Origin of the sequence: Faecalibacterium tardum (assembly GCF_040096515.1) — a bacterium.
GTDB classification, from domain to species: Bacteria; Bacillota; Clostridia; order Oscillospirales; family Ruminococcaceae; genus Faecalibacterium; species Faecalibacterium tardum.
The window spans coordinates 1-24,837 of the sequence record NZ_JBBMEO010000005.1; the positions used below are offsets into that span (position 1 = coordinate 1).

Here is a 24,837-nt window from a genome sequence, read left to right on the forward strand (position 1 = left end):
CCCGTGAAAATGCGTTTGTCGCGCTCCGCAGAGCGCGACAAACGCGAAATATAAATCGTAATTCCTCTATTTATGCGCAGAGCAAAGCGGAGCGCATTCAAAATCGTCTAATTTGCCTATAAAAATCCCCCCGGCGCTGCTCGCCGGGGGGATTTTTTTCAGGATTTACTTAGGCTGGCGGCCGATATAAGCCAGAATGCCGCCGTCGGCGTAGAGGATCTGGCCATTCACAAAGTCGGATGCGTGGCTGGCAAGGAACACGCAGGGGCCAACCATGTCCTCCGGGTCGCCCCAGCGGCCTGCGGGGGTCTTGGCAACGATGAAGCTGTCAAAGGGATGACGGCTGCCGTCCGGCTGGATCTCGCGCAGGGGCGCGGTCTGGGCGGTGGCAATGTAGCCGGGGCCCATGCCGTTGCACTGGATGTTGTACTCGCCGTACTCAGAGGCGATGTTCTTGGTCAGCATCTTCAGGGCGCCCTTGGCAGCGGCGTAGGCAGAAACGGTCTCGCGGCCCAGCTCGCTCATCATGGAGCAGATGTTGATGATCTTGCCCTCGCGCTTTTCCATCATGTCGGGCAGCACGGCCTTGGAGCAGTTGAAGGCACCGCCCACATGGACGTCGATCACCCGCATAAAGTCGGCGTGGCTCATCTCGATCATGGGCACACGCTTCATCAGGCCAGCGTTGTTCACCAGAATGTCCACAGAGCCGACCTCGGCCTTGATCTTTGCCACCATGGCGTTTACGGCGTCCTCGTCGGAAACGTCTGCCACATAGCCGTGGGCGTCGATGCCGGCAGCCTTGTAGGCAGCCATGCCCTTTTCTAAGCTGGCCTCAGAGGAGCAGTTGAAGCAGATGACGGCGCCGCACTTGGCCATGCCCTCTGCAATGGAAAAACCGATGCCGTGGGCACCGCCGGTGATCAGGGCTACCTTGCCCTGCAGGTTGAATGCAGACAGATCCATGAGGTTCTCCTTTTTTACAGTATCCAAGTTAATTTTTTAGCAAAACGCCCCGTACCGGCAACCCGGTACGGGGCGTTTGATTGGTGCTTTTAGCGCAGGTCAGTGGTGGCGATGTTGTCCATGTCGTCAAACTCCATGTTCTCGCCGCCCATTGCCCAGATAAACGTATAGTTCGAGGTGCCTACGCCGCTGTGAATGCTCCAGGAGGGGCTGATGACAGCATCCTCGTTGTGCATCACGATGTGGCGGGTCTGGGTAGGCTCGCCGCACATATGGAACACCACCTGCCCCTCGGGCAGTTCAAAGTAGGTATAGATCTCCATGCGCCGCTCGTGGGTGTGGCTGGGCATCGTGTTCCAGTTGGAACCCGGTGCCAGCTCGGTCATACCCATGCTCAGCTGGCAGGTCTTGAGCACATCCGGGTGGATGAACTGGTTGATGGTGCGCTTGTTGCAGGTATCCACGCTGCCCAGCGGGCGGTGGTTTGCATCAGCCATCTTGATCAGACGGGTCTGGTAAGCGCAGTGTGCCGGAGCAGAGACCATATAGAACTTGGCGGGATGCTCCGGGTCGGCGGAAGCAAAGGTGACTTCCTTGGTGCCCTGCGTGATGTACAGGCAGTCCTTATAGCCCAGCTCGTACTTTACGCCGTCGGCCACCACGATACCGGTGGAATCCTTACCGATGTTGAACATGCCGATCTCGCGGCGCTCCAGGAAGTAGTGGGTGCCAAAGTTGGCCCAGATGTCGATGCCCTTGTCGATGGACACGGTCTCGTGTACCGGCATACAGCCCAGCGTGACCATACGGTCCACATGGCTGTAAACGGCCACTACTTCATCTGCCTTGTACAGGCCGGTGATCAGCATCTCGTCCCGCATTTCCTCGGTGGTATAGCGCTTAAAATCCTTCTGGTTGCAGGAATAACGGATATCCATAGCGGACTCCCTCCTGCAATTAGCGCTGGATACGGCCGGAACCATCGCCGCCGGCCAGCTTCTCGACCTCGGACACGGTCATCATGTTGTAGTCGCCCTCGATGGAGTGCTTCAGAGCGGAAGCTGCAACTGCGAACTCCACAGCCTCCTGGGTGCTCTTGCCGGTCAGCAGGCTGTAGATCAGGCCGCCGCCGAAGGAGTCGCCGCCGCCAACGCGGTCGATGATGTGCAGGTCGTACTTCTTGGAGAAGCAGTACTCGTTAGAAGCAACATCGTACAGCATAGCGCTCCAGCCGTTGTCGAATGCGCTGTGGCTCTCACGCAGGGTGATGGCGACCTTCTCGAAGTGGAACTTGTCAGCCAGCTGCTTGGCAACGCTCTTGTAGCCCTCAGCGTTCAGCTTGCCGCCGTAGATATCGGTAGCCTCGGCCTCGATGCCGAACACGTCCTTTGCGTCCTCCTCGTTGGAGATGCAGACGTCAACGTACTGGCACAGATCGGTCATGGCAGCGCGGGCCTGCTCACGGGTCCACAGCTTGCCGCGGTAGTTCAGGTCGCAGCTGATCTTCACGCCATGAGCCTTAGCAGCCTTGCAGGCCTCGCGGCAGATCTCGACAACGTTCTCGCCCAGAGCCGGGGTGATGCCGGTGAAGTGGAACCAATCCACGCCCTCGAAGATCTTATCCCAATCAAAGTCGGAGGGCTGAGCCAGCTGGATGGCGCTGTTGGCACGGTCATAGATGCAGACGGAACCACGCTGAGAAGCGCCCTTCTCGTTGTAGTAGATGCCCACACGGTCACCACCGCGGGTGATCATGCTGGTATCAACGCCGTAGCGGCGCAGGCTGTTGACAGCGGCCTGACCGATGGCGTGTGCGGGGAGCTTGGTGACGAAGGCTGCGTCCAGACCGTAGTTGGCCAGAGAAACAGCAACGTTAGCCTCGCCGCCGCCGAAGCTGAACTCCAGGCTGTTAGCCTGAACGAAACGCTCGTAGTTGAAGGGCTGCAGACGAACCATCAGTTCGCCAAAAGTAACGACTTTCATTGGTTATTCTCCTTTATATCAGGTGTTTCATTCATCCCGCCGCAGGGCATACCCGCTGCGGCGGGGCTTTTACGGGTAAAAGGGGACAGGCGCTTATGCCTGCACCAGATGGAAGGCAAAGCCGGCGATCTCGTCTGCCATGTAGCAGGCAACGGTCTTGCCGTTCTTCACGTTCTTGCTGTCCAGATCGAACTTCACGCCGCGCTGAGACAGGTGGTAGATGGCGCGGTCCACGTTGTTGCAGCCGATGGCGATGTGGCCATTGGTGCCGCGGCCGGGCTTCTTCATGATCTCGAACTCCTTGTTGCCGACAAAGATGCTGGAGTTGCCGGGAGCAACCTTCATGTTCAGCATAGCGCCGATCAGGTTAGCCACCTTCATGGCCTCTTCCTCGTTGCCGGTGTTGATGCCGACGTGCAGCAGCTTCAGGCCCAGCATGGTGTCAACAGCTTCCTTGCTCTGTGCGGTGATCTTTGCCCAGTCGCCGGCCTTGATCACATCGCTCTTGCACATCCAAGTGCCGCCCACGGCAAAGATCTGGTCATAGCCCAGATAATCGTTGACGTTCTTGGCGTTGACACCGCCGGTGCACATCCAGCGAGCGCCCTTCAGGGCAGCGCCGATGTTCTTCAGCATGCCCACGCCGCCGTTTGCCTCAGCGGGGAAGAACTTCAGAGCCTCGCAGCCCATGTTCATGGCCTGCTGCATCTCGCCTGCGGAGCAGGTGCCGGGCATCATGATGCCGCCCTTGGCGATGACGTGCTTGCAGACCTCGGGGTCGAAGCCGGGAGCAACGATAAAGGAAGCACCGGCAGCCATAGCACGGTCGGCCTGCTCGCAGGTCAGAACGGTGCCGGCACCCAGCAGCATCTCGGGCATCTCCTCGTGGATCTTGCGGATGCACTCTTCAGCACAGGCAGTGCGGAAGGTGACCTCAGCTGCGGGCAGACCGCCCTCAGACAGAGCCTTGCACAGGGGCAGGGCCTCATCAACGCTGTTGAAAGCGATAACAGGGATAATGCCGATCTGATAGACCTTTTCTACGATGGGATTCATAACGCATTTCTCCTTTTATATTTGAACTCTCTCGGTGCGTCGGGTTTGCTCCTGTGGGCGCAATACCCCCATACGCGCTTATGATACTAGTATAAACGAACAGCCCGTCTTTGGTAATGCTCAACAAGCACAATGTTTGGCATAATAGCTTGTATACATTGCACAAAAATGACGAATGACCCGAAAAATTGGGGCAGAAGCCGGTAAAAATGCTGGAAAATTGCTGCAAAAACTGGCTCAGATGCCAAGGGTTTCCAGTATCTCGGCCACGCCGTCGTGGTCGCAGTCGGCCTTGCTGACAAGGTGCGCCAGCGCCCGGATCTCCGGCATACCGTTGGCCATCACAGCGGCCACCCCGGCCTTTTGCAGCATGGCGCGGTCGTTCTCGCTGTCGCCCACCGCAAGAGTGCACGCGTGCGGGACGCCCAGCCGGTCGGCCAGTGCGCGCAGCGCCTCGCCCTTGTCCACACCGGCGGCGGTCACCTCCACGTTTTTCGGCGACCCCTGTACGATCTCCACGCCCGGGACGGCATGAAAGCGGGGCAAAGCAGCCGCAGCCTGCTGCGGGTTTTCAAAAAACACGCAGAGCTTTTCAATGGCAAAGGCGTTGCGGCTCATCCACTCGGCTGCGTCCCGCAGAATGGTAAAGCGGCCATCGTTGGGCTGGCACGCTTCGGTGCCGTCCTTCTTTGCTGCCCGGGCGGCGGCCAGCGCAATGCTGCGGGCATCGGTGCAGGCGTATCCGTCCGAGAAAATGCGCAGGTCGGCGTGGCAGCTCTCGCAGACGGCAAAGGCTTCACGGGCAGTCTCCACCGGCATCAGGCTGTGCAGCAGGCAGACCGGGGTGCTGGTGCGGTGCTCTTTTGCGTTGGAATAGCGGCTGTACACTGCGCCCACGGGGTCGCTGCCCAAGTCCCACACGGCGGCACCGTTGCAGGTGATAACGTAGCGGATGCCGGGCAGCTGCGCCACCTCCGGCGGCAGACTGGCCAGCGGACGGCCGGTGGCGGGCACGATGTACACGCCCTTATCCACAGCAGCTTGCAGGGCGGCGCGGGTGCGGGGGGTGACGTGCCCCTCGCGGTTCAGCAGGGTGCCGTCCAGATCCAGCGCGACCAGACGGATGACGGGAAATTCTTGTGGCATGACGTACTCCTTTTATAATAAGATACAGCTTGTTTTTATTGTAGCGCAGGGGCGGCATTTGCGCAAGTGGATGGAATGTGCTATAATAACACGTCAATTCACATAAAAAATAGGAGAAACGACATGAAGCTTGACCAACTGCGCAGCTGGTGCCGCCCGCACCTGTGGTACCAGCTGTACTGGGTGGTGTATCTGATCTGGTTCTTTTGGCTGGATCTCACCGTCACTGCCCCGAAATATATCCTGCACAGCCCGCTGGACGATCTGATCCCCTTCAACGAGTGGTTCGTGATCCCCTATTGCAGCTGGTTTTTGCTGCTGGCGGGGGTGACGGCGGCACTGTGGTGGTGCGATACCGCCAGCTACGATAAGCTTTGCCTGACCATGTTTTCCGGCATGACCTTCTGCCTGATCGTGTACATGATCCTGCCCAACGGGCTGGAACTGCGTCCTGCCGTGGAGACTCTTGGCCGGGATAACCCGGCGCTGCGGATCATGCAGCTGCTGTGGAAGGCGGACGCCGCCGTGAACGTCTGCCCCTCCATCCACTGCCAGAGCTCTGCCTGCATGGCAATGGCTTTCAGCCACAGCAAGCTGGCAGAGGGCAAGCCTCTGCGCAAGGTGCTGGCATGGGCGTGGGCGGCGCTCATCTGCCTGTCCACCGTGTTCACCAAGCAGCATTCGGTCATTGATGTGGCCTGCGGCTTGGCGGTGGCTTTTGTGTGGCTGCCGGTGGTGTACCGCCCGGCGCGGGCACTTCATTGAACAAAATAGCAAAAAATTGCCCTTGATTTTCGGTCGCTCCTGCTATTGACAGTTACCCGGCAGTTGGGTAATATGGTCATATACTAGTATATCACCAACTGACCCCGAAGGGAGAACACTGCAATGGCATCTTTGAGTGCGAGGGAACAGGCGTATCAGACCATCCGCAGCCGGATCATCACCATGGAGCTGAAGCCCGGCGACCCCCTGAACGACAGGGAACTTGCGGAGCAGATGGGCATCAGCCGCACCCCCATGCGGGAGGCGCTGATCATGCTCAACATTGCCCACATGGTGGACATCAAGCCGCAAAGCGGTACCCATGTGGCTCCCATCGACCTGAAGCGGATGGAGCTGGAGCAGTTTGCCCGCTTTACGCTGGAAAAAGAGATCTTGAACCGCGTGCGCGGCCGCTTGACAGACCAGCAGGAGCAGGAGTACCGGCAGGTCATCGAGAACTACCGCCTGCTGGAAGCCGACCTGACTCAGCCGAACCGGGAGACCCATCTGCTGGAGCTGGACAACCAGTTCCACCGCAAGGCCTTTGAGATCACCGGCATGGAGGCGCATTTTGACCACATGCTGAGTGAGCTGCAGCATGTGGAGCGTATCCGCAAGTTCAGCTTGCAGACCAACGAGAACAAATCCGTCTGCGCTGCCCACACCCGCATTCTGGAAATGCTGCTGCATGGCACCGCCGATGAACTGGGCGAGGCGCTGGAAAGCCACCTGAACCGCTATAAGCTCTCGGTGGAGCAGGCCCGCAGCGTCCACCCGGAGTATTTCACCGAGGAGTGAAAAGAAATTGTTTAAATGTGGAGCCACATTTATTTATACAATATAAAAAGCCCGCCGGCAGAGCAGTACATTGCTGTCTGTCGGCGGGTTTTCTGTTAAGCAGCAGGGAAAAAGGTTAGTTCTGCTTGTCGGCTTCAGCTTTCATGGCGTTGTAGCCGATGAGCACGGTCCAGACGTAGGCGCAGGTCTTGGGGATCATCAGCATACCGATCATGGGGTTTACGTCTGCCCACAGGACAACGGGGATATAGAAGCCGAAGCTCAGCACGATGGTCAGCCACATCCAGCGGAAAGCCTTATCGTTGTTCTGCTTGGCGCTGCGGTAGAACAGCACGATGACCAGCAGACCCAGCAGGGCAAAGGGCATATTGCGCAGGATGCCCCATGCCAGCGGGGTGTGGTTGGTGAGCCACTGGTTCTGCGGCATCATGCACAGCACGATGCGCACAGCGGACAGGGCGTACACGGCGACGGTCACGTTCTTCTGCCCCTCGATCTGGTAGCGCTTGCGCCAGACGTAGTACAGCAGCACATAGAACACGGTCATGGTCACAGAGGTGATCCACTTGCCCAGACCCAGCGGCACAGCGTAGTTTTCCAGACCGGTGGTGCACAGTGCCAGTGCGCGGGGCACCAGATGGAAGGAGTCGCCCGCGCCCAGCACAACGGCCATCAGGCCGAACAGGCGGAACTGGGTGCCAGCCTTGCTGCTGCGGATCATGCGGATGCCCACCGTGAGCACGGTGACCAGATAGAAGATGTCGAAAACAGTTTCAATAACAGCTCTCATACGTTTTTCTCCTTTATTTGTTTTGATTGCAATTTTTTGATTTTATAGCGAACCGGCGCGGCAGAGCCGTACCGGAGGCATCGTAGGGAAAAGGGCTGGTGATCGTATGCTCTGCGGGGCGCAGAAGCCAAATTGAACCATGTTCATATTCGGACTTAAAAAACTCCCACAAGGCTTGTGGGATGTTTTTGTTTAATAAATGGTTCTGCGCACGATCTCCAGCACCGCAGAGGGGTCAAAGCTCTGCTGCACCACCGCGGACAGCATCAGGGAGAACAGGATGCCCGCAAACTGTTCCGGGGTGAACTGCTCGGTAAAGGCGTCAGGACGGACTTTGGCATCGTGGCACAGCACGTTGCACAAAGCATCCAGAATGTGCTGCCATGTCTGCCGCATCTGCTGCTTGCCGTCGGCAGTGTCCTGCTGCACAAAGCCCAGCGCGTGGTGGGTGAAGAAGTCGGGATACTGCTGGCAGCCGTATTCCATCTGCCGGTACATCCACCGGATGCAGGACAGGGTGTCCTGAAACACAGTCTCATCCTCCGGGTGGTGGAAGATGTCGTTCCAGATGCTTTCCACGGCCGCGCTTACCAGCTCGGTCTTGGAGCCGAAGTAGTTATAGATGCAGCCTACGGAGACCCCGCAGGCTGCCGCGACCGCACGGATGTTGACCGCTGCCCAGCCGTTCTGCTGGATCAGCTCCCGGCTGGTTTTCAGGATGTCCGCCTTGGATGTTGCCATTGGATTCATACACTCACCCTCCAACATGAACAACGTTCACGATGCATAGTATACAGCGGCGGTGGGCTGTTGTCAAGGGGAAAATAAAATTTTTTGTAGCTCTATTTCGCCGTCTGCACAGCGGCAGGAAACGAAAGCTGCATATATGCAACCTGTTTCATGTTTCTGCCACCTAAAATGTACCAAATTCATGTCAAAATGGTAACAGTTCTTGTTTCATCGTTGATTTTTGACGAAAAAAGCTTGCTTTTTTTGTCAATGTGCGTATAATAAGAGAACATCAGCCCAACCAAGGCAGTTGGTATGCTGCCGGAGGCCTGACACCAACATAAGAAAAAAGGAGATATCCCTATGAAGCTCAAGACTGTTGCAATTGCCGCTGCCGCTCTGGCACTGGCTGTCGGCATGACCGCCTGCGGCGGTGCTGCCTCTACCGCTGCATCCTCCACCGCATCCTCTGCTGCATCCTCTGCTGCTGCCTCTTCCGAGGCTGCTTCTTCCGAGGCTGCTTCCTCTGAGGCCGAGGCTACTTCTGCCGAGTACACCGTGTACAACACCACCGGCAGCAAGGTGACCGAGCTGTACCTGTACGATGCAGGCTCTGAGGACAAGGGCGAGAACCTGGCAGGCGAGGGTCTGGCTGACGGCGAGAGCGTCGTCATCACCCGCGATGTCGAGGCTGACAAGCAGGCTGACGTTGTCTACGTTCTGGAGTTCACCACCGAGGACGGCAACACCCAGAGCTTTGACACCCTGCACTATGAGGTGGCTCCCATCTCTCTGAAGAGCGTGGACGCCGCTGCCGGTGCTACCGCTATTGCTTTCGAGGCTCCCCAGAAGTAAGAGCAAACCCTTACATCCGCAAAACGTAAAAAGGCTGCTGCACCGTGCGTGCAGCAGCCTTTTTTGGCAGAGTGGACGGTTTTGAATGGCTTCCGCTGCGCTCTAGCCATTTTCAGCGGAAAATTATTTTAAATTTCGGGATATCGGAACGCCTGCGGGCGTTCCGATATCCCATTTTCACAGAAGGGGTCGTGGAGGAAAACTGCCTGTCAATCGTTGCGCTCTTCCCCATGAAAAAGGGCGAGGACACTACCCGCAGCGCCGCGCTTTCGCAGAAAGCGGCGCTGCAAATGCTGTTTGCCGCCACGACCCCTCCTGTGAAAAAGTAAATCGGGAAAATCCGCAGATTTTCCCGATTTACAAATAAAAACATTCTTTCCGCTAATTATGCGCAGAGCATCGCGGAGCGCATTTAAATCGTTCTCTTTCCGTTACATTCTGAAGCCACGGAAGCCCCAGCCGCCGCAGCAGCAGTTGCACAGCAGGTTCAGCAAAATCATGCTCCAGCACCAGCGCAAAAGCCCGCCGGGCTGGGCGTAGGTGGTCTGGGTGCGGTAGGTCTGACCGGGGTTCTGCATCCGGCGCAGATGCATCTGGTACTCGGTGTTGTTCGGGTCCAGCTGCACGGCGCGGCGGGCGTCCTGCAAAGCGTCCACACTTTTGCCAAGCCCCTGATTGGCCAGTGAGGAGAGATAATACCACCGCGCATTGCGACCGGTCATGCCGTCCAGCACCCGGCGCGCTTCGGCGTAGCGGCCGCTGGCCACAAAGTTGCGGGCGGCCTGCATCTCCGGGGTGTCGGTGCCGGAGGCACTGGGCCCAGCCTGCTGGTAGCCGCCAAAGCCAAAACCGAAGCCAAAGGGGTCGAAGCCCTCAAACCCGTCAAAGCCATCAAAGCCGGTGTAACCGTAGTTCTGCTGCCCATAGCTCTGGCGGTTATAGCTTTGCTGCTGGTAGCCGCCGTAGGGGTTGCCGCCCATCTGGGGGCCGGTATCGCCCTTGGTAATGGCGTCGTAGGCGGCCTGCACTTCCTTGAAGTGCTCCTCAGCCGTGGGGTCGTTGGGGTTCAAATCCGGGTGCCAGCGCTTGCACTTGGCGCGGTATGCTTTTTTGATCTCGTCGTCGCTTGCGCCGCGCTGAACGCCCAGCACCTCATAGGGATCTCTCATGCTCGGTATACTTCCTCACTCATTATACTGACGGTACAGCACCGCTGCACCGCATCCGTTTTATTTTACCGGAACATCGGCACAAAATCAAGACGCATCGGGCTTTCCGGTGCGTTTTGCGTTTTTGCAGTTGTATTTCAGCCACACGCCGGAATACAGGATGTTGCGCAGCAGATCTGCGTCCTCCACGCAGGGCAGACGCTCAAAGCTCTGCGCGCAGCGTGCCAGCAGCAGCTCGAAGATGTCCAGCATCTCTTCCTCGTAGTCCGGGTGGGTGCTCAGCTCCCGCAGGGGGTTGTACGCGCCCCGGCGCTTGTCGCGGGGCAGGTCATCGTAGGCGTCCAGCAGGTAGATGAACTTGCCCAGATGGAAGCCGATGCTGCGCAGCTCCGGTGCCCAGCGGTCCTGCCGGTAGTCGAACAGCTCTGCCATCAGCGCGCCAAAGCAGCCGGACACCGCGTCAAGATCAGTGCTGCCGGCGGCCTCGTACTCAGCAAGCTTTGACAAACAAGCGCGGATCGCATTGCACTGCCGCGGCCAGCGCTGGGCAGCTTCGGCGGTGCTGTTGTCCAGCAGGGCGCTGTAGCCCAACGCCAGCAGGTTATGGTCGTCCTGCCATTTGTCCTGCGCATTATAGTAGTGCAGCGCCACGCTCAGGTCGGCGCAGTAGTCGGTGGGGTCGGCGCTGCGCCAAAGTACACCGTGTACCGGGTGGACGGGACAGCGGTCGATGCCGCTGTCTGCGGGGGTCTCGCCCTCGTACAGGCTGCACAGCAGGATATTTAAAAAGGTCAGGTCATAGCTCAGGCTGAACCGTCCCCGCAGCCCGTGCAAGGCGTCGATGCGGCGGCACAGCCCGCAGTAGGCCGAGCGGTAGCGGCTCTGCGCCTCGGGGCTGAGGCTGGCCCGATCCGGGATCACATATCCAAACATGGCGGCTCAGCTCTTTTTGATGAACTGGGTGCCGCAGCGCGGGCAGGAGATCTGGATGCGTCCGCGTCCCCGGGGCACCCGCAGCTTCTGGCGGCACTGGGGGCAGCGGTAGTAGTGGTACAGCTTGCGGTTGGCCCACTGCTCCTTCAGGCTGCGGAACTTGTTGTTGAACCGATCCTTCAGGCTGTAAAAGCGGTAGTTCTCCTCGGTGCGCTTGGAGATATTGCGGCTCAGGCTGCGGTAGTAGCACAAAATCAGCAGTGCCGCGCCCAGCCATGTGAACAGGGAAACGCGGGTGAGCAGCGATACCAGCAGCATCACGATGGAGCTCATGCTCAAAAACTGGTTCAGGCCATCGGTGCCGTAGCGCCCGATCATGAATTGACGGAATTTTTCTCTCATAGGTTTTCGCATCCTCTTCTCTGGGGCTTTACACATGGAAACGCAGGGCAGCATCGCCGCCCTGCGGAATACTTTGTACCTCTAGAATATCAGCCAACCATGATAAAATTTTGAACAGACTGCAAATCTATCATGAAAGGACGGACTTTAGGTGAGTCTACCCTTCCCGGCTGCGCACAGTGAGCACTGCTTCGGTGTCCAGCGCGCCTTCCATGCGGCAGTGCAGCACGGCGCGTCCGGCCTCGCCGGTGGTGGCAAGGTAGGTGCCCGCCATGCCGCCCCGCAGGGGCACCACGCTAGGCCCCAGAATTTTCAGCGGCCCTTCCACGGACAGGCAGACGGCCTCGCCGCAGTAGGGCAGCAGGTTACCGTTCTGGTCGATGGCGCGCAGGCTGACGGCGGCACAGTCCCATGTGGGGCCATCGGTCAGCAGGGGGTTGTGCACAGTGCACTCCAGCCGGACGCTCTGCACCGGCTCCCGCACCACAGTGCGCACGGCACGGCCATGCCACACCGCCTCGAACCGGTACACCGGCGCGGAGCTGCCCAGCACACCGATGTATTTATAATACATCCGCAGCAGCTCGTTCCAGCTCAGCCGCAGCGAGAGCATCCGCGCCTTGGAAAGGGGCGAAAGCGCCATGGCGTCCCGCCGCAGCTCGTTGAGGATGGCGGCGACCTGTGCGCCGGTGGCGTGATCCATGCCCTCGTACTTTTCCAGCAGCGAGCCCACAAAATCGTTGATCTCGATGGGCGGGTGGGGCAGGGCGGCAAAGCGTCCCCGGCGGTCGGGGCCAAACTCGGCCACAAAGTCATTGCCGCGGTACAGCCGCACGCTCTCGGCGTTGGTGAACACCCAGCAGGCGGCGGCTGCGCCGCCGGGCAGGTCGCCCAGCGTCATGGCAGAGGAGACCTCCAGCACGATGTCGGAGGGCGCACGGGGCGTTTTCTGGCTGGCGTAGACGGCGGCAGAAAGCTTCGGGTTGCGGAACAGATCCATCACACCATGGTAGCAGATGCGGTCGCCGCTGCCGAATTCCCGGTGGGTGTTGTAGTCGGTCATGCACCAGCCAAAGCTGCCCGCCACGCCCGGCTGGGCAATGCTGTCGTTCAGCACGGCGGCGTGGTGCAGCGCCTGCACCAGACGGTGAGGTTCATCGTCAAAGGGCTTGGCGGGGAAGTTCTGTCCGCCGAACTCGCTGATGAGGTAGCCCTTGCGAGTGTCGGGGGTCACGGCGGCGCGATTCTCGCAGCCTGTACCGCGCCCGGCGTAGGAATAATCGTTGTAGGCGTACACGTCCTCCAGCAGCTGGCTCTTGCGGGCGCTGCGGGTGCCCGCCGTGGGGCGGGTGGGGTCCAGCCGGTGGATGGCTTCGTTGGTGCGCTTATAAAAGGCTTCGTTGTCGGGGCTGCCGCTGATGCGGGCACCCCACAAAAAGATGCTGGGATGGTTGCGGTACTGGCACACCATCTCCCGGCAGTTTTGCAGCGCCTGCGCCTGCCACACTTCGTCACCGATGTGCTGCCAGCCGGGCATTTCGGGGAACACCAGCAGACCCAGTTCATCGCAGGCGTCCAGAAACGCCGGGCTGGGGGGCGCATAGCAGGTGCGCACGGCGTTGCAGCCCAGTTCCTTTTTCAGCAGTTGGGCGTCCAGCCGCTGGATGCTGTCCGGCATGGCGTAGCCCTGATACGGGTAGCTCTGGTGCCGGTCAAGGCCGCGCAGCTCCACCCGCTGACCGTTCAGGTACAGCCCGCCCGCCACGAACTGCACGGTGCGGAAGCCGAACCGCACCGTTTTTTCGTCCAGCACCCGGTCGGGCAGACCGCCGGTGCCGGGGCGGATGAGCCGCACGGTCAGGGTGTACAGGGTGGGGTGCTCCAGACTCCACGGGTGCACGTTGTTCAGCGTGCCGGTGATGGGCAGGGAAAGCTCGCCGCTGTACACCGCCCGGCTCCCGGCGGGGCTGCGGATCTCGGCCTGCAGGGTGCAGCCGACCGTCTCGCCCACGGTGGCGGTGTAGATGCGGAAATCGCCCTCGGCCTTGGCCTCAATGAACACGTCCCGCAGGTAGGCGGGCTCCTTGATGTCCAGACTGACGGCGCGGTAGATGCCGCCGTAGGTCAGCGCATCCAGCTGCCCGCCGAAGGGCGGGATGTTCAGATCCTCCCGGCTGTCGCAGCGCACAGCCACCACGTTTTTCTGCCCCAGTTGCAGCGCACCGGTCAGGTCTACCGTAAAGGCGGTGTAGCCGCAGCCATGGTGGAACACCCGCCGCCCGTTGCAGAACACGGTGGCATCGTGCGCCACCGCCCCGAAGGTAAGCAGCACGGTGCGGCCCAGCCACTCCTTGGGCGCAAAAAACTCCCGCCGGTAGCCGCACAGACGCTGGTAGTCGTTTTCATTGCAGTAGTTATAGGGCAGGGGCTTGACCGTGTGCGGCAGCCGCACCGGGGTAAGGGAAAGCTCCGGGCACTCCGGGCGCACCAGCGCCGGGTCAAAGGTGGGGGCGAACAGCCAGCCCTCGTTCCAATCGTAGTGTTCCATAGCAGGATCTCCGTCTGAGTGATAGGCTTATAGAGGTATGGTATCACAAAGTTATGAACGAAAAAAGCATTCACGCCCCTTTTGCGCCGGTTCAGCAGAAATTTTGTAGTGCGCGGAAGCTGCCGCTGGCAGGTTGCCCAAGAAATGCTTGGAAAAATTGTATAAAATCGCCCATAGAAATGGAGCCCCGGAACGCCAGCGGCGTTTCGGGGCTCCAAATTTATTCATACCTCAGCGGATAAAGCTGGTCATGGGGCGGGGCGGGTTCTGCGGGTGGTCGATGCCTGCGGCCTTACCGGCCTCGATGCAGTGCAGCAGCCATGCCATGTTGCGGCCCAGCTCCTGCATCACGGCGCAGCCTTCGGCGTCCTGCAGCACCTGCTCGGGGTTGGAGCCGTGCACCATGGCCCAGTAGGAGCCGTTGACCAGCGGCATGTGGAAGAACTGGGGGTATTTGACCAGCTGGTCAAGGGTGGAGGTGGTACCGGCGCGGCGGGCAGAGCAGCAGATGGCGGCGGGCTTGTAGGCCAGATACTTGCCGCCCGCATAGGCCAGACGGTCCATAAAGCTGGCCATGTTGCCCGCAGCGGAGGCGTAGTGCACCGGGCTGCCGAACACAAAGGCGTCGGCGGTCTTGGCCTTCTCGATGGCTTCGTTGACCACGCCGCCGAACACGCACCCGTTGCCGCTGCGGCAGCCGCCGCAGCCGATGCAGCCGCCCACAGGCTGACCGCCGACGTGCAGGATCTCGGTTTCAATGCCCTGCGCCTTCAGTTCCCCGGCGATGAGGGAAAGGGCGGTGTAGGTGCAGCCCTTCTCGTGGGGGCTGCCGTTGATGAGCAGAACTTTCATGCTGTATACTCTCCTTTACTGAAATGCGCCGTAAAATGCGCAAGATTGCTGCTATGATTGTAGCACAAAGCCGTCCGCAGCGCAATGCGGGCTCTTGACAATGCTATGCAGTTGGGAGATAATAAAGGATACGAAAGAGTTCAAACCGGCTGCCGCGGGGGCGGCAGCTACGGCAAGGAGGTAACATCATGCGCGTGATCGCAGGAGAAGCCCGGGGCCGCAGGCTGGAAGCACTGCCCGGCACCGATGTGACCCGCCCCACCCTCTCGCAGGTGAAGGAGGCGATGTTCAGCATCGTACAGTTCGACCTGCCCGGGGCCCGGGTGCTGGATCTGTATGCCGGCAGCGGCCAGCTGGGCATCGAGGCGCTGAGCCGGGGTGCGGCCCGGTGCGTCTTTCTGGACGAGAACCGGGAGGCCGTAAGCATCGTGATGCGCAACTGCAAGGCCTGCGGCGTGTTCGACCGCAGCCGGGTGAATATCGGCGAGGCTGCGCGGTTCTTATCGGCCTGCCGGGAGCAGTTCGATCTGGTGCTGCTGGACCCGCCCTTCCGTGGCGGTACGCTGGAAAAGATCCTGCCTGCCGTGGAAAAGTGCGTTGCCCCCGGCGGCATCGTGCTGTGCGAGAGCGAAACAGGCATCGTGCTGCCCGCGCAGGCGGGCAGTCTGACCCTGCAGAAGCAGTATAAATACGGCAAGGTGCTGCTGTGGAAGTACACAAAGCCCATGCAGCCCGCCGCTGAGCAGGAGGGAGAAGCCTTATGAACGTGAACGAACTTTTGGATACCATTGAGGATGCACTGGAAGAGAGCGCAAACGTGCCCCTTTCCGGCGGCAAGCGCATCGTGAATGTGGAACAGATCCGGGATTATCTGGACGATGTGCGGGCGGCTTTGCCCGGCGAGCTGCGGCAGGCGCAGCAGATCGTGAACGACCGGGCACAGATCGTGGACAGCGCCAACGCACAGGCACAGGCTATTGTGAAAAAGGCCGAGGAGCGCGCCCGCATTCTGGTCAGCGACGCCGAGATCGTCAAGGCCGCCCAGCAGCGCGCTTCTGAGATCACCTCCGCAGCCCAGACCGAGGCGCGCACCCTGCGCCAGACCGTGACCGACTACTGCGAGAACATGCTGCGCACCACCGAGGACACCATGGTGGAAAACGCCGCACAGGTCAAAAACATCCGTAACAGCCTGCGCCAGAATGCCAAGAAAAACGGCTGATAACGGCCAACTTTCCACACAAATTCCACATATTGCGGAAAACGCAGTCCCTGTGAGCAAAAATGACGGCTCACAGGGACTTTTTTTGTGGATTTTTGCGGCCAAAAGCCGCCCAAAAACCCTTGCATTCACGAACTTGATTTGCTACAATAAAGATGTATCGGTGGGGCAAAGTGGGTAAAAGTAGGGCACACGCCCTGAAAACGCCCCTGAAAGGGGGAGCAGCGCGTGTTTTTTGGCCGTTATGATTATACCATCGACGCCAAGGGGCGGCTGAACTTCCCCGCAAAATTCCGCGATGCCATGGGCGAGAGCTTCGTGGTGCTGGAATGGGTGGACAGCTGCCTGTTCGCACTGCCCATGGAAGAAGTGGAGCGGCTGGCGGACAAGCTGGAAAGCGATGAACTGATGGACAGCTGGGCGATCTCCGGCGACCTGTTCAGCACCGCCTGCGAGGTGGCACCGGACAAGCAGGGACGCATCCTGCTGCCCGCAGAGCTGCGCGCCTACGCCGGACTGGAAAAGGACGTGACCATCATCGGCAACCGCAACCACGCCGAGATCTGGGCCACCGAAGTCTGGAACGCCCGCCGCGCCGCCGTGACCAACGACCAGCGCGCCGAGCGGCTGCGCAAGCTGCACCTCTGATGCAAAAAAAAATAAACCGAGAAAGGAGGCCGTGCCAATGGCCTTTGAAGAACAGCAGCCCTTTGACCCGGCCTCGTTTGAGCATATCCCCGTTTTGCTGAACGAGTGCCTGACAGGGCTTGCCATCGACCCGGCGGGCACCTATCTGGACGGCACCGCCGGCGGCGCGGGACATTCCCGCCAGATCGCCCTGCGGCTGGACGCCGCAAAGGGCGGCAGGCTCATTTCGCTGGATCAGGACCCGGACGCGGTGCAGACCGCGCGCTCCCGTCTGGCCGGGCTGCCTGCCACCGTGGTGCAGATTAACTTCCGCTATGCGGGACAGGCGCTGGAGCAGCTGGGCATTGAAAAGATCAACGGCGCACTGCTGGATCTTGGCGTTTCCAGCCACCAGCTGGACGATGCCGCCCGGGGCTTTTCCTACCGGGCGGATGCGCCGCTGGATATGCGTATGAGCCAGCAGGGCGAGACCGCCGCAGACCTTGTGAACACCGAAAGCCGCGAGGAGCTGGCCCGCATCCTGCGGGATTACGGCGAGGAGCCCTATGCGTGGCAGATCGCAGGAAAGATCGTGGAGGCGCGGGAAACCGCTCCCATCCTGACCACCCTGCAGCTGGCAGATATCGTAGCAAGCGCCATGCCCCCGGCAGAGCGCCGCAAAAACAAGAACCCCTCCCGCCGCACCTTTCAGGCACTGCGCATTGCAGTGAACCACGAACTGGACGCGCTGGAAGAGGGCTTGGATACCATTTTCGATCACCTTGCACCGGGCGGCCGGTTGTGCGTGATCACCTTCCACTCTCTGGAGGACCGGCTGGTCAAGAACAAATTCCGCCGCTGGTCCACGGCCTGTACCTGCCCGCCGGAGTTTCCGGTGTGTGTATGCGGCGGCAAGGCAAAGGCAAAGCTTATCACCCGTAAACCCATTGAAGCTGATACGCAGGAACTGGAGGAGAACCGGCGCAGCCGTTCCGCCCACCTGCGTGTACTGGAAAAATGCTGAGATGCCGGAAGCACCGGCATTGTGAGGAGGAGAGAAACCATGGGTCAGCCAGCATACGATCGTAATGCGGCGCGCCGCCGCAGGGCACCGCAGCCGCAGCGCAAAGCAAACCTGCGGGTAGCAAAGGGCGGCAAGCGGCGGTTGAACCCGCTGCAGGCTGCCGTACATAACGCCATGAATCTGGTGGCGGCAGCACTGCTGGTGGGCTTTGCCATCAGTCTGCTGTGGAGCGAGGCACAGCTGGTGGAGCTGAACGACCAGATCCAAGCCACTAAGGCGCAGCTGGTCAGCGAGCAGAGCCAGTATACCTACTACAACAGCACCCTGAACAGCAAGACCAATATTGCCAGCGTGGAGGAGACCGCAGGGCGGCTGGGTCTGATGAAGGTGGACCCCAGCCAGATCACCTACATCCGCTTGGGCGAAAGCGGCGCACTGGTGCGCCGGGAATCCACCGTGCGGCAATGGACCGACTTTTTGTACACCGGTGCGGTGAACATTCTGGGCACCGTGAGATAAACCGAAAAAAGCGTGCGGCAGCGCACGCTTTTTTCGGTTTATGGACACCGCAGTCTGAACAAATAACAGCGCAGGGCGTGCGGAATGCAGTGCACGCCCCGCAGGAGAGAACCAATGCAAGAACCTTTCCGTAACAAAAAAAGCAGGGGCTACCGCCTGCGTCCGGCCACCGGACGGGATCGGCTGGACAGCCGGGTGCGGCGGATTTGCAGCCGTCTGGGCATCCTTGCGGTGGTAGTGGCAGCAGCCATCGTCATCCGCAGCCTGTATAATATCCAGATCATCCACGGGGCAGAGTACCGCCAGTACGCCGCCCAGCAGCAGCTGCTGGATACCACCATCAAGGCCACCCGCGGCGAGATCTATGATGCTTCCGGCATCACCCTTGCCTCCACCAGCGTGGTGTGGACCATCTGGGCAGACCCCAGTTACAGCAGCATCCTTTATACCAGCAAGACCAACGATGACGACACCGTGACCAAAACGCTGGACCCCGCCATGTGTGCCGAGGTGAGCCGGGAGCTGACGTTGCGTCTGCTCTCCGGGGACGGCGAAAGCATGGACAGCGTGGACACCTCCTCGGCAGAGTATCAGCAGCAGTACCAGACCGTTTACGATGCACTTTCCCGGCTGGATTCTGCCTACGTCACCCTTGCAACCAAGGTGAACAACGCGGTGAAGCTTTCCATTGAAAAGTACGTCACCAGCTTCAACAAGACGCACAAAAAGGCCACCGATACCTCCCGCAAGGGGCGCATCTCAGTGTCCTCGGAAAAGAGCTTTCAGCGCAACTACCCCTACGGTGCCTTTGCCGCAGCGGTGCTGGGCTTTACGGATGCGGATGGCGTCGGCACCTACGGACTGGAAAAATCCTACCAGTCCACCTTGGCCGGTGTAGATGGCCGCACCATCACCCAGCGCAACGCGGTGGGCAACGCCATTGCAGACGCCAACGCTACCACCTTTGCCGCCAAGGACGGCTCCAATCTGGTGCTGTCGCTGGACGTGAACGTGCAGGAGATCGCGGAGCGGTACCTGAACGAAGCTATTGCAGCCAATACGGTGGAAAACCGCGGCTGCGCCATTGTAATGAACGTTAAGACCGGCGCTATCCTTGCCATGGCTTCCAAGCCGGACTTTGACCCCAACGACCCGCTGAACTACACCGCCAACGAGGCTTATCTCAACGAGCTGGTGCACGCAGAGCCGGAGCTTTACGGCGTCTATAAAAAGGACGCCGACGGCAACTACATCACCGATGAACAGGGCAACAAAATTCTGGACGAGGAAGCGGACTATTCCGGCTACTACCGGGATATCCTGTGGAAAAACAAGGCCATCACCGAGCTGTACTACCCCGGCTCTGTGTTCAAGGTCATCACCTCCGCCATGGGCATCGACTCTGGCGTGGCGACCATGAACACCACCTTTACCTGCTCCGGCGCTTACGGTGTTGCCAAGGAGACCTACCACTGCGCAGGGCGCAAGGCGCACGGCCTGCTCAATATGGCCGAGGCGCTGCGCAAGAGCTGCAACATCTACTACATCCAACTGGGGCAGCGTGTCGGCTCGCAGCAGTTCTATAACTACTTCGATGCCTTCGGCTTTACCGCCCGCACCGGGGTGGATCTGCCCAGCGAGACCAACTTTATGCAGTACTACCGCGCCGATCAGCTGGGCGAGGTGCAGCTGGCTTCCTCCTCCTTCGGTCAGGCCATGGCCATCACCCCGCTGCAGATGTGCACCGCCATTGCAGCCACTGTCAACGGCGGGTATCTGGTCACCCCTCATGTGGTGGATAAGATCACCGATGCCAACGGCAATGTCATTCAGGAGATCGGCGCAAACGTGCGCCGTCAGGTCATCAGTCAGAGCGCCAGCGAGGTCATCCGGGAGATGATGGAGTACGAGGTGGGCAACGGCACCGGCGGCGGCAAAAACGCCTATGTGTCCGGCTACCGCATCGGCGGCAAGTCCGGTACTTCCGAGCAGCTAAATATGCACCGCCGCGCCGATGGCGACTATAAAAAGGTGGCTTCTTTCGTGGCGGTGCTGCCCGCCAACGACCCGGAAATTCTGGTCTACGTCATGCTGGACGACCCCAACAACGCCCGGACGGACTACTCCTCCATCCTTGCAGCCCCTGTGGCGGGCAATATCATCAGCGAGGTGGCTCCCTATCTGGGCATCGCCACCGACGGCGAGGACCGCAGCGGCACCATCGTTACCGTGCCGAACCTTGTGGGCACCGAGTGGAGCAACGCGCAGGTAAGCCTGAATATTCAGGGCCTGAAGCATCAGCTGCAGGAGAGTCAGAGCAGCCAGTCTGCTGCCCCGGTCACCTACCAGTACCCCCACGCGGGCGCAAAGGTGCCCTACGGCACCACCATCTACCTGTATACCGATACCTACGAGGGCAGCCACACCGAGGTGCCGGATGTGACAGGCAAGAGCCCGGACTTTGCCCGCCAGATGCTGAGCGCCGCCGGGCTGAACTGCGTGGTGGAGGGCAGCGGCACGGTGCAGGCGCAAAGCGCCGAGCCCGGCTCCAGCGTGCAGCGCGGCACCATCATCACCCTGACCTGTGGGTAAAACAGCTTTTTCGGCATCTTCGCCCAAGGCTTTCAGCATAAAGCACTGCCGCAAGGCGGTGACGGATGAGGGTGCAGCATTCAATAGAACGAGAGGGGATAGAACAATGGAAAAGATCCATGCAAGCAAGCTTCTGGCAGGGCTGGTGCCTGCCGGAAAACTGACCAGTGACCCGGAGGTGGCACTGGTCACCACCGACAGCCGCGAGGTAAAGCCCGGCTGCATTTTTGTGGCCTTCCCCGGCGAGCGGTTCGACGGCCATGATTTCGCCGCCCGTGCGCTGGAGCAGGGCGCGGAGTATGTGGTGGTCAACCATCCCGTGCCCGGTGTGCCGGAGGAAAAGGCCATCCTTTGCCCGGACAGCTACCACGCCATGATGGTGATGGGCGCAAACTACCGCAGCCAGTACCACCCCAAAATGGTGGGTGTGACCGGCAGTGTGGGCAAGACCACCACCAAGCAGATGACCTACGCCGCCCTGTGCGGCTTTGGCGAGACCATCAAGACCGAGGGCAACCAGAACAATGAGCTGGGCATGCCCCGCACCCTGATGCGGCTGGAAAGCAGCACCGAGTACGCGGTCATCGAGATGGGCATGAGCCACGCGGGCGAGATCGACCGTCTGGCGCGGGCAGCACGGCCGGATGTGGGCATCATTACCTGCATCGGCGTGTCCCATATCGGCAATCTGGGCAGTCAGGAGAACATCTGCAAGGCAAAGCTGGAGATCTGCAACGGTCTGCCGGAGGGTGCGCCGCTGGTGCTGAACTACGACGACCCCTTCCTGCGCAAGGCAGCGCTCCCCGCCCATGTGCGCCCGGTGTGGTTCAGCCTGAGCGATGAAAACGCAGACGTCTGCGCCCTGTCCATCCGGCAGGAGACCGACGGCATGAGCTTTGTGCTGGAGGATCAGGAGCACGGCACCTTTGTGGTGAACATCCCCGCCATGGGACGCCACAATGTAGCAAATGCACTGGCTGCCTACTGCGCCGCCACCCGTCTGGGGTGCGACGCCAAGAGGGTCATCCATGGGCTTTCCAACTTTGAGCAGACCGGACGCCGCCAGAAGGTGGTGGACAGCGAGGGCGTGACCGTCATCGAGGACTGCTACAACGCAAACCCGGACAGCATGAAGGCTGCGCTGGCGATGTTTAAAGATTTCCCCTGCAAGCGCCGCTTTGCCCTGCTGGGCGATATGCTGGAGCTGGGCGAGCTGAGCCGCGAAGCACACGAGGAGCTGGGACGCCTTGCCGCCGAGAGCGGGCTGTACTGCCTGATCACCTACGGCGAGCAGGCCAAGCGCACCGCTGTGGTGGCTGCGGCTAAGGGGGTAGAGACCCTGCACGCGGACAGCTACCGCGAGGCTGCCGATGCCCTGCTGAGCCGGGTGCAGCCCGGCGATGCCGTTCTGGTAAAGGCCAGCCACGGCATGGCACTGGAAAAAGTGCTGGATATCTTCTACGCAGAGCATAAAGAAACGGAAGTATAACTATTTGGCGAAATGGAGTGTCTGATCTATGGAGCGTTTCGCCTTGGCAGCGGCGGTGGTGCTGGGCTTTGCCCTTACGGCAGCCCTGTGCAGCCTGTTTGTTCCGCTGCGGCGGGTGCTGGAACGCCGCGAACAACAACAGCAGCCGGTACAGTCTGAGCAGCCCCGGCCTGCACCCCTGCGCGCCCCGCTGTGGGGTGGGCTGTGTGCTGCGGCGGGCACGGTGGCTGCGGTGGGCGTGGGCTGGCTTGCCGCCTGCGTAGGCCAGCCGGAGCTGTTGGGCAGCGAAGGCCGGTTGATGACGCGGCTGCTCACGGCGCTGGCTGGGAGCCTTGCCTTTGGGGCAGTGGGCTTTGCAGAGGATCTTGCCCGGATGCGCAGCCCGGCGGCGCTGGGGCTGCGGCGGAACGTGCGGCTTTTGCTGGAAGCACTGGCCGCGGCATTCGTTCTTTTGCTGCTGCGGGCAGCGGGCTGTCTGCCCCGGGGGATGGGCGTGCCCGGGGCGGGGTATGTGCTGCTGGGCAGCGCCGTGCCCTTTTTGTGGGCGGTGCTCATGGTGGCACTGGCCGAGTGCGCCCGCATCGCCGAGCGGGACGAGGGCGCGGTGTGCGGTGCGGCCTTTGTGGCCATGCTGGCGCTGATGATGGTAGAAGCCGGTCTGGGCGTTTCCGGGCTGGCGGTGCTGCCCGGAGCGTTGGCCGGGGCACTGGTGGCACTGGGGCTGTGGGCGTTCCCTCCGGCAAGGCTGGGGGTGGGCTGCTGCGGCAGTCTGCTGGCGGCGGGTGCTGTCGGCTGTATCCCACTCAGTCTGGACATGACCAGCCTGACCGTGCCGCTGGCGCTGCCCTTCTGGGTGGCGGGCGGTCTTTTGGCAGCGCAGCTGCTGTGTGCAAAGCGCACCGGCAAGCCTTTGCGCTGCTGGGTAAAAAAGCATAAAATGAGCCCGGAGACGGTGTTCCTGTGCAGCTTTGCGCTGAGCGCTGTCGGCTATGTGCTGGCGCTGGCGCTGCTGCGCTGGTGCTGACCGGGCACAGAGAGGGAAGGGAGCGCAGATGGCGACTATCCGCAAAAAACACAGAGCGCCGGTGTCGGTGTTCCAGCGAGACCCGGGCCCGTGGTCCCGGCTGCTGATCGACTGGCTGGCTACGCTGGCTGTTATTATGATCTTTGGGCTGGTGATGCTGTTCAGCGCCAGCTACACCACCGGTTACCTGCGCATGGGCGACAGCTTCCACTACATCAAGCAGCAGGCGCTGTGCATGATGATCGGGCTGGCCTGTATGTTTCTGATGAGTTATATGGATCACCGTTTTCTGCGCAAGATGGTGGTGCCGGGCTACATCATCGTGCTGGCCATGCTGGCCGTCACCCTGACCATGGCCCCTCTGAACGGCTGCCGCCGCTGGATCCGCTTCGGCGGGCTTACGCTGCAATCCTCCGAGGTGGCAAAGTTTGAAATGATCCTGTTCAGCTCCCATCTTGCGGCAAAAGCGCCGCAGGTGGAGCGGCTGGACCCGGAGCGCCGCATCCTGCTTACCCCCGGGGAGTGGCTGCGGGTGCGGGTGTGGAAGCAGCTGGTGGTGCCGGTGCTGCCCCTTATACCGGTGGTCATCCTGCTGGCGATGGAGCCGCACATGTCCGGCATCGTGCTGACGGTGGCGGTGGTGGGCACCATCCTGCTGCTGTCCGGCAGCGGCGGTGTGCTGACATGGGCGGGTGCCATCACGGCAGGTGCCCTGCTGGAAACGCTGCTCTCCCATGTGGACTCCATCCCCTACCTGCAAAAGCGTCTGGACGGCTGGACACAGGATCTGAGCAAGATGACCGACCAGACCGTGCAGAGCCTTTACGCCATCGGCTCCGGCGGGCTGAAGGGGCTGGGGCTGGGCAACAGCGTGGAAAAGCAGCTCTGGCTGCCGGAAAGCACCAACGACTTCATTTTCAGTGTGGTGTGCGAGGAGCTGGGCTTCATCGGCGCAGTACTCATTATCGTGCTGTTCGTGCTGTTCATCGTGCAGGGTCTGCTCATCGCCTATAAGGCCGAGAATTTGTACTGCACCATGGTGGGCATCGGCATCATGGCACAGATCGCGTGGCAGGTGTTCTGCAACATCGCCGTGGTCACCAACACCCTGCCCAACACCGGCATCAGCCTGCCCTTCTTCTCCTCCGGCGGCACAAGCCTGATTTTGCTGCTGGCAGAAATGGGCGTGATGGTGAACATAGGCCGCAACGGCGAGCGGGTGGCGCAGCAGCGGGAGCAGATGCGTGCCCAGCGGGAAGCCGCCCGCGCTGAGCGGGAAGCAGAACTTGCCCGCAAGACCATTGACTTGGCCTCTGCCCGTGCAGCCCGCACAGAACAGTAAAACAAA

General features: G+C 60.6%; 25 protein-coding genes. 13 read left to right on the forward strand and 12 right to left on the reverse strand.

Annotation, left to right across the window (positions count from 1 at the left end; genetic code table 11):
• Positions 1-165 precede the first annotated feature (165 nt).
• The 5 genes from WMO44_RS05310 to WMO44_RS05330 all read right to left on the reverse strand — a co-directional run bounded on the left by WMO44_RS05310 (position 166) and on the right by WMO44_RS05330 (position 5,151).
• Entirely contained in the window at positions 166-966 is an 801-nt protein-coding gene (locus tag WMO44_RS05310) for a gluconate 5-dehydrogenase (RefSeq protein ID WP_349151978.1), read from the reverse strand.
• Positions 967-1,055: 89 nt separating this feature from the next.
• Positions 1,056-1,904: a 5-dehydro-4-deoxy-D-glucuronate isomerase gene (gene kduI, locus WMO44_RS05315; protein ID WP_005921078.1), complete on the reverse strand. Its 849-nt coding sequence runs from the start codon at positions 1,902-1,904 to the stop codon at positions 1,056-1,058.
• A gap of 19 nt (positions 1,905-1,923) precedes the next feature.
• Positions 1,924-2,949, reverse strand: a complete 1,026-nt coding sequence (locus WMO44_RS05320; protein WP_055185510.1) for a sugar kinase — start codon at positions 2,947-2,949, stop codon at positions 1,924-1,926.
• 93 nt (positions 2,950-3,042) lie between these two features.
• Positions 3,043-4,005 (reverse strand): bifunctional 4-hydroxy-2-oxoglutarate aldolase/2-dehydro-3-deoxy-phosphogluconate aldolase, encoded by a 963-nt coding sequence (gene eda, locus WMO44_RS05325; protein ID WP_097778473.1) that lies wholly within the window; start codon positions 4,003-4,005, stop codon positions 3,043-3,045.
• Between the two features lie 237 nt (positions 4,006-4,242).
• Positions 4,243-5,151, reverse strand: a complete 909-nt coding sequence (locus WMO44_RS05330; protein WP_349151979.1) for a Cof-type HAD-IIB family hydrolase — start codon at positions 5,149-5,151, stop codon at positions 4,243-4,245.
• Positions 5,152-5,274: 123 nt separating this feature from the next.
• Between WMO44_RS05330 and WMO44_RS05335 the strand changes: the two genes are divergently transcribed.
• Together WMO44_RS05335 and WMO44_RS05340 are read left to right on the forward strand one after the other, a co-directional pair.
• Entirely contained in the window at positions 5,275-5,916 is a 642-nt protein-coding gene (locus tag WMO44_RS05335) for a phosphatase PAP2 family protein (protein WP_349151980.1), read from the forward strand.
• Between the two features lie 123 nt (positions 5,917-6,039).
• Complete coding sequence (locus WMO44_RS05340; protein ID WP_349151981.1) at positions 6,040-6,714, forward strand: GntR family transcriptional regulator; 675 nt, start codon at positions 6,040-6,042, stop codon at positions 6,712-6,714.
• A 115-nt stretch (positions 6,715-6,829) separates the two neighbouring features.
• Here the strand turns inward: WMO44_RS05340 and WMO44_RS05345 are convergent, their stop codons facing one another.
• Together WMO44_RS05345 and WMO44_RS05350 are read right to left on the reverse strand one after the other, a co-directional pair.
• Positions 6,830-7,504: a hypothetical protein gene (locus WMO44_RS05345; RefSeq protein ID WP_349151982.1), complete on the reverse strand. Its 675-nt coding sequence runs from the start codon at positions 7,502-7,504 to the stop codon at positions 6,830-6,832.
• A 192-nt stretch (positions 7,505-7,696) separates the two neighbouring features.
• Entirely contained in the window at positions 7,697-8,254 is a 558-nt protein-coding gene (locus tag WMO44_RS05350; RefSeq protein WP_349151983.1) for a TetR/AcrR family transcriptional regulator, read from the reverse strand.
• A 342-nt stretch (positions 8,255-8,596) separates the two neighbouring features.
• Here WMO44_RS05350 and WMO44_RS05355 point away from each other — a divergent pair, with 342 nt between their 5' ends.
• Both WMO44_RS05355 and WMO44_RS05360 read left to right on the forward strand, forming a co-directional pair.
• Positions 8,597-9,088, forward strand: coding sequence for a cytochrome C (locus tag WMO44_RS05355; protein ID WP_349151984.1), 492 nt, complete (start codon positions 8,597-8,599; stop codon positions 9,086-9,088).
• A gap of 44 nt (positions 9,089-9,132) precedes the next feature.
• The gene (locus tag WMO44_RS05360; RefSeq protein WP_349151985.1) at positions 9,133-9,417 is read left to right on the forward strand and encodes a hypothetical protein; all 285 of its coding nucleotides are present in this window, start codon (positions 9,133-9,135) and stop codon (positions 9,415-9,417) included.
• A gap of 102 nt (positions 9,418-9,519) precedes the next feature.
• Here the strand turns inward: WMO44_RS05360 and WMO44_RS05365 are convergent, their stop codons facing one another.
• From WMO44_RS05365 to WMO44_RS05385, 5 genes are all read right to left on the reverse strand, one after another.
• Positions 9,520-10,257: a J domain-containing protein gene (locus WMO44_RS05365; RefSeq protein WP_097778480.1), complete on the reverse strand. Its 738-nt coding sequence runs from the start codon at positions 10,255-10,257 to the stop codon at positions 9,520-9,522.
• Between the two features lie 87 nt (positions 10,258-10,344).
• The gene (locus WMO44_RS05370; RefSeq protein WP_349151986.1) at positions 10,345-11,190 is read right to left on the reverse strand and encodes a DUF5685 family protein; all 846 of its coding nucleotides are present in this window, start codon (positions 11,188-11,190) and stop codon (positions 10,345-10,347) included.
• 6 nt (positions 11,191-11,196) lie between these two features.
• On the reverse strand, positions 11,197-11,592 hold the full coding sequence (locus tag WMO44_RS05375; protein ID WP_055185500.1) for a hypothetical protein: 396 nt from the start codon (positions 11,590-11,592) through the stop codon (positions 11,197-11,199).
• 157 nt (positions 11,593-11,749) lie between these two features.
• Positions 11,750-14,140 (reverse strand): glycoside hydrolase family 2 protein, encoded by a 2,391-nt coding sequence (locus WMO44_RS05380; protein WP_349151987.1) that lies wholly within the window; start codon positions 14,138-14,140, stop codon positions 11,750-11,752.
• Positions 14,141-14,371: 231 nt separating this feature from the next.
• On the reverse strand, positions 14,372-14,992 hold the full coding sequence (locus WMO44_RS05385; protein WP_349151988.1) for a flavodoxin family protein: 621 nt from the start codon (positions 14,990-14,992) through the stop codon (positions 14,372-14,374).
• A gap of 188 nt (positions 14,993-15,180) precedes the next feature.
• Here WMO44_RS05385 and rsmD point away from each other — a divergent pair, with 188 nt between their 5' ends.
• From rsmD to WMO44_RS05430, 9 genes are all read left to right on the forward strand, one after another.
• Positions 15,181-15,756, forward strand: a complete 576-nt coding sequence (gene rsmD / locus WMO44_RS05390; RefSeq protein WP_097778484.1) for a 16S rRNA (guanine(966)-N(2))-methyltransferase RsmD — start codon at positions 15,181-15,183, stop codon at positions 15,754-15,756.
• Positions 15,753-16,214: an ATP synthase subunit B family protein gene (locus tag WMO44_RS05395; protein WP_349151989.1), complete on the forward strand. Its 462-nt coding sequence runs from the start codon at positions 15,753-15,755 to the stop codon at positions 16,212-16,214. Before rsmD ends, WMO44_RS05395 begins: the two co-directional genes overlap by 4 nt.
• Before the next feature lie 228 nt (positions 16,215-16,442).
• On the forward strand, positions 16,443-16,862 hold the full coding sequence (gene mraZ, locus WMO44_RS05400; RefSeq protein WP_112120925.1) for a division/cell wall cluster transcriptional repressor MraZ: 420 nt from the start codon (positions 16,443-16,445) through the stop codon (positions 16,860-16,862).
• Between the two features lie 37 nt (positions 16,863-16,899).
• Positions 16,900-17,865: a 16S rRNA (cytosine(1402)-N(4))-methyltransferase RsmH gene (gene rsmH / locus WMO44_RS05405; protein WP_055185495.1), complete on the forward strand. Its 966-nt coding sequence runs from the start codon at positions 16,900-16,902 to the stop codon at positions 17,863-17,865.
• Positions 17,866-17,904: 39 nt separating this feature from the next.
• On the forward strand, positions 17,905-18,384 hold the full coding sequence (locus WMO44_RS05410; protein WP_349151990.1) for a cell division protein FtsL: 480 nt from the start codon (positions 17,905-17,907) through the stop codon (positions 18,382-18,384).
• A 114-nt stretch (positions 18,385-18,498) separates the two neighbouring features.
• Entirely contained in the window at positions 18,499-20,976 is a 2,478-nt protein-coding gene (locus WMO44_RS05415; protein ID WP_349151991.1) for a penicillin-binding transpeptidase domain-containing protein, read from the forward strand.
• 106 nt (positions 20,977-21,082) lie between these two features.
• Positions 21,083-22,465 carry a UDP-N-acetylmuramoyl-tripeptide--D-alanyl-D-alanine ligase gene (locus WMO44_RS05420; protein ID WP_349151992.1) on the forward strand — a complete coding sequence of 461 codons (1,383 nt, stop codon included), beginning with the start codon at positions 21,083-21,085 and terminating at the stop codon, positions 22,463-22,465.
• 28 nt (positions 22,466-22,493) lie between these two features.
• Positions 22,494-23,489: a glycosyl transferase family 4 gene (locus WMO44_RS05425; protein WP_349151993.1), complete on the forward strand. Its 996-nt coding sequence runs from the start codon at positions 22,494-22,496 to the stop codon at positions 23,487-23,489.
• Between the two features lie 28 nt (positions 23,490-23,517).
• Positions 23,518-24,831 (forward strand): FtsW/RodA/SpoVE family cell cycle protein, encoded by a 1,314-nt coding sequence (locus tag WMO44_RS05430; RefSeq protein ID WP_349151994.1) that lies wholly within the window; start codon positions 23,518-23,520, stop codon positions 24,829-24,831.
• Positions 24,832-24,837 lie beyond the last annotated feature (6 nt).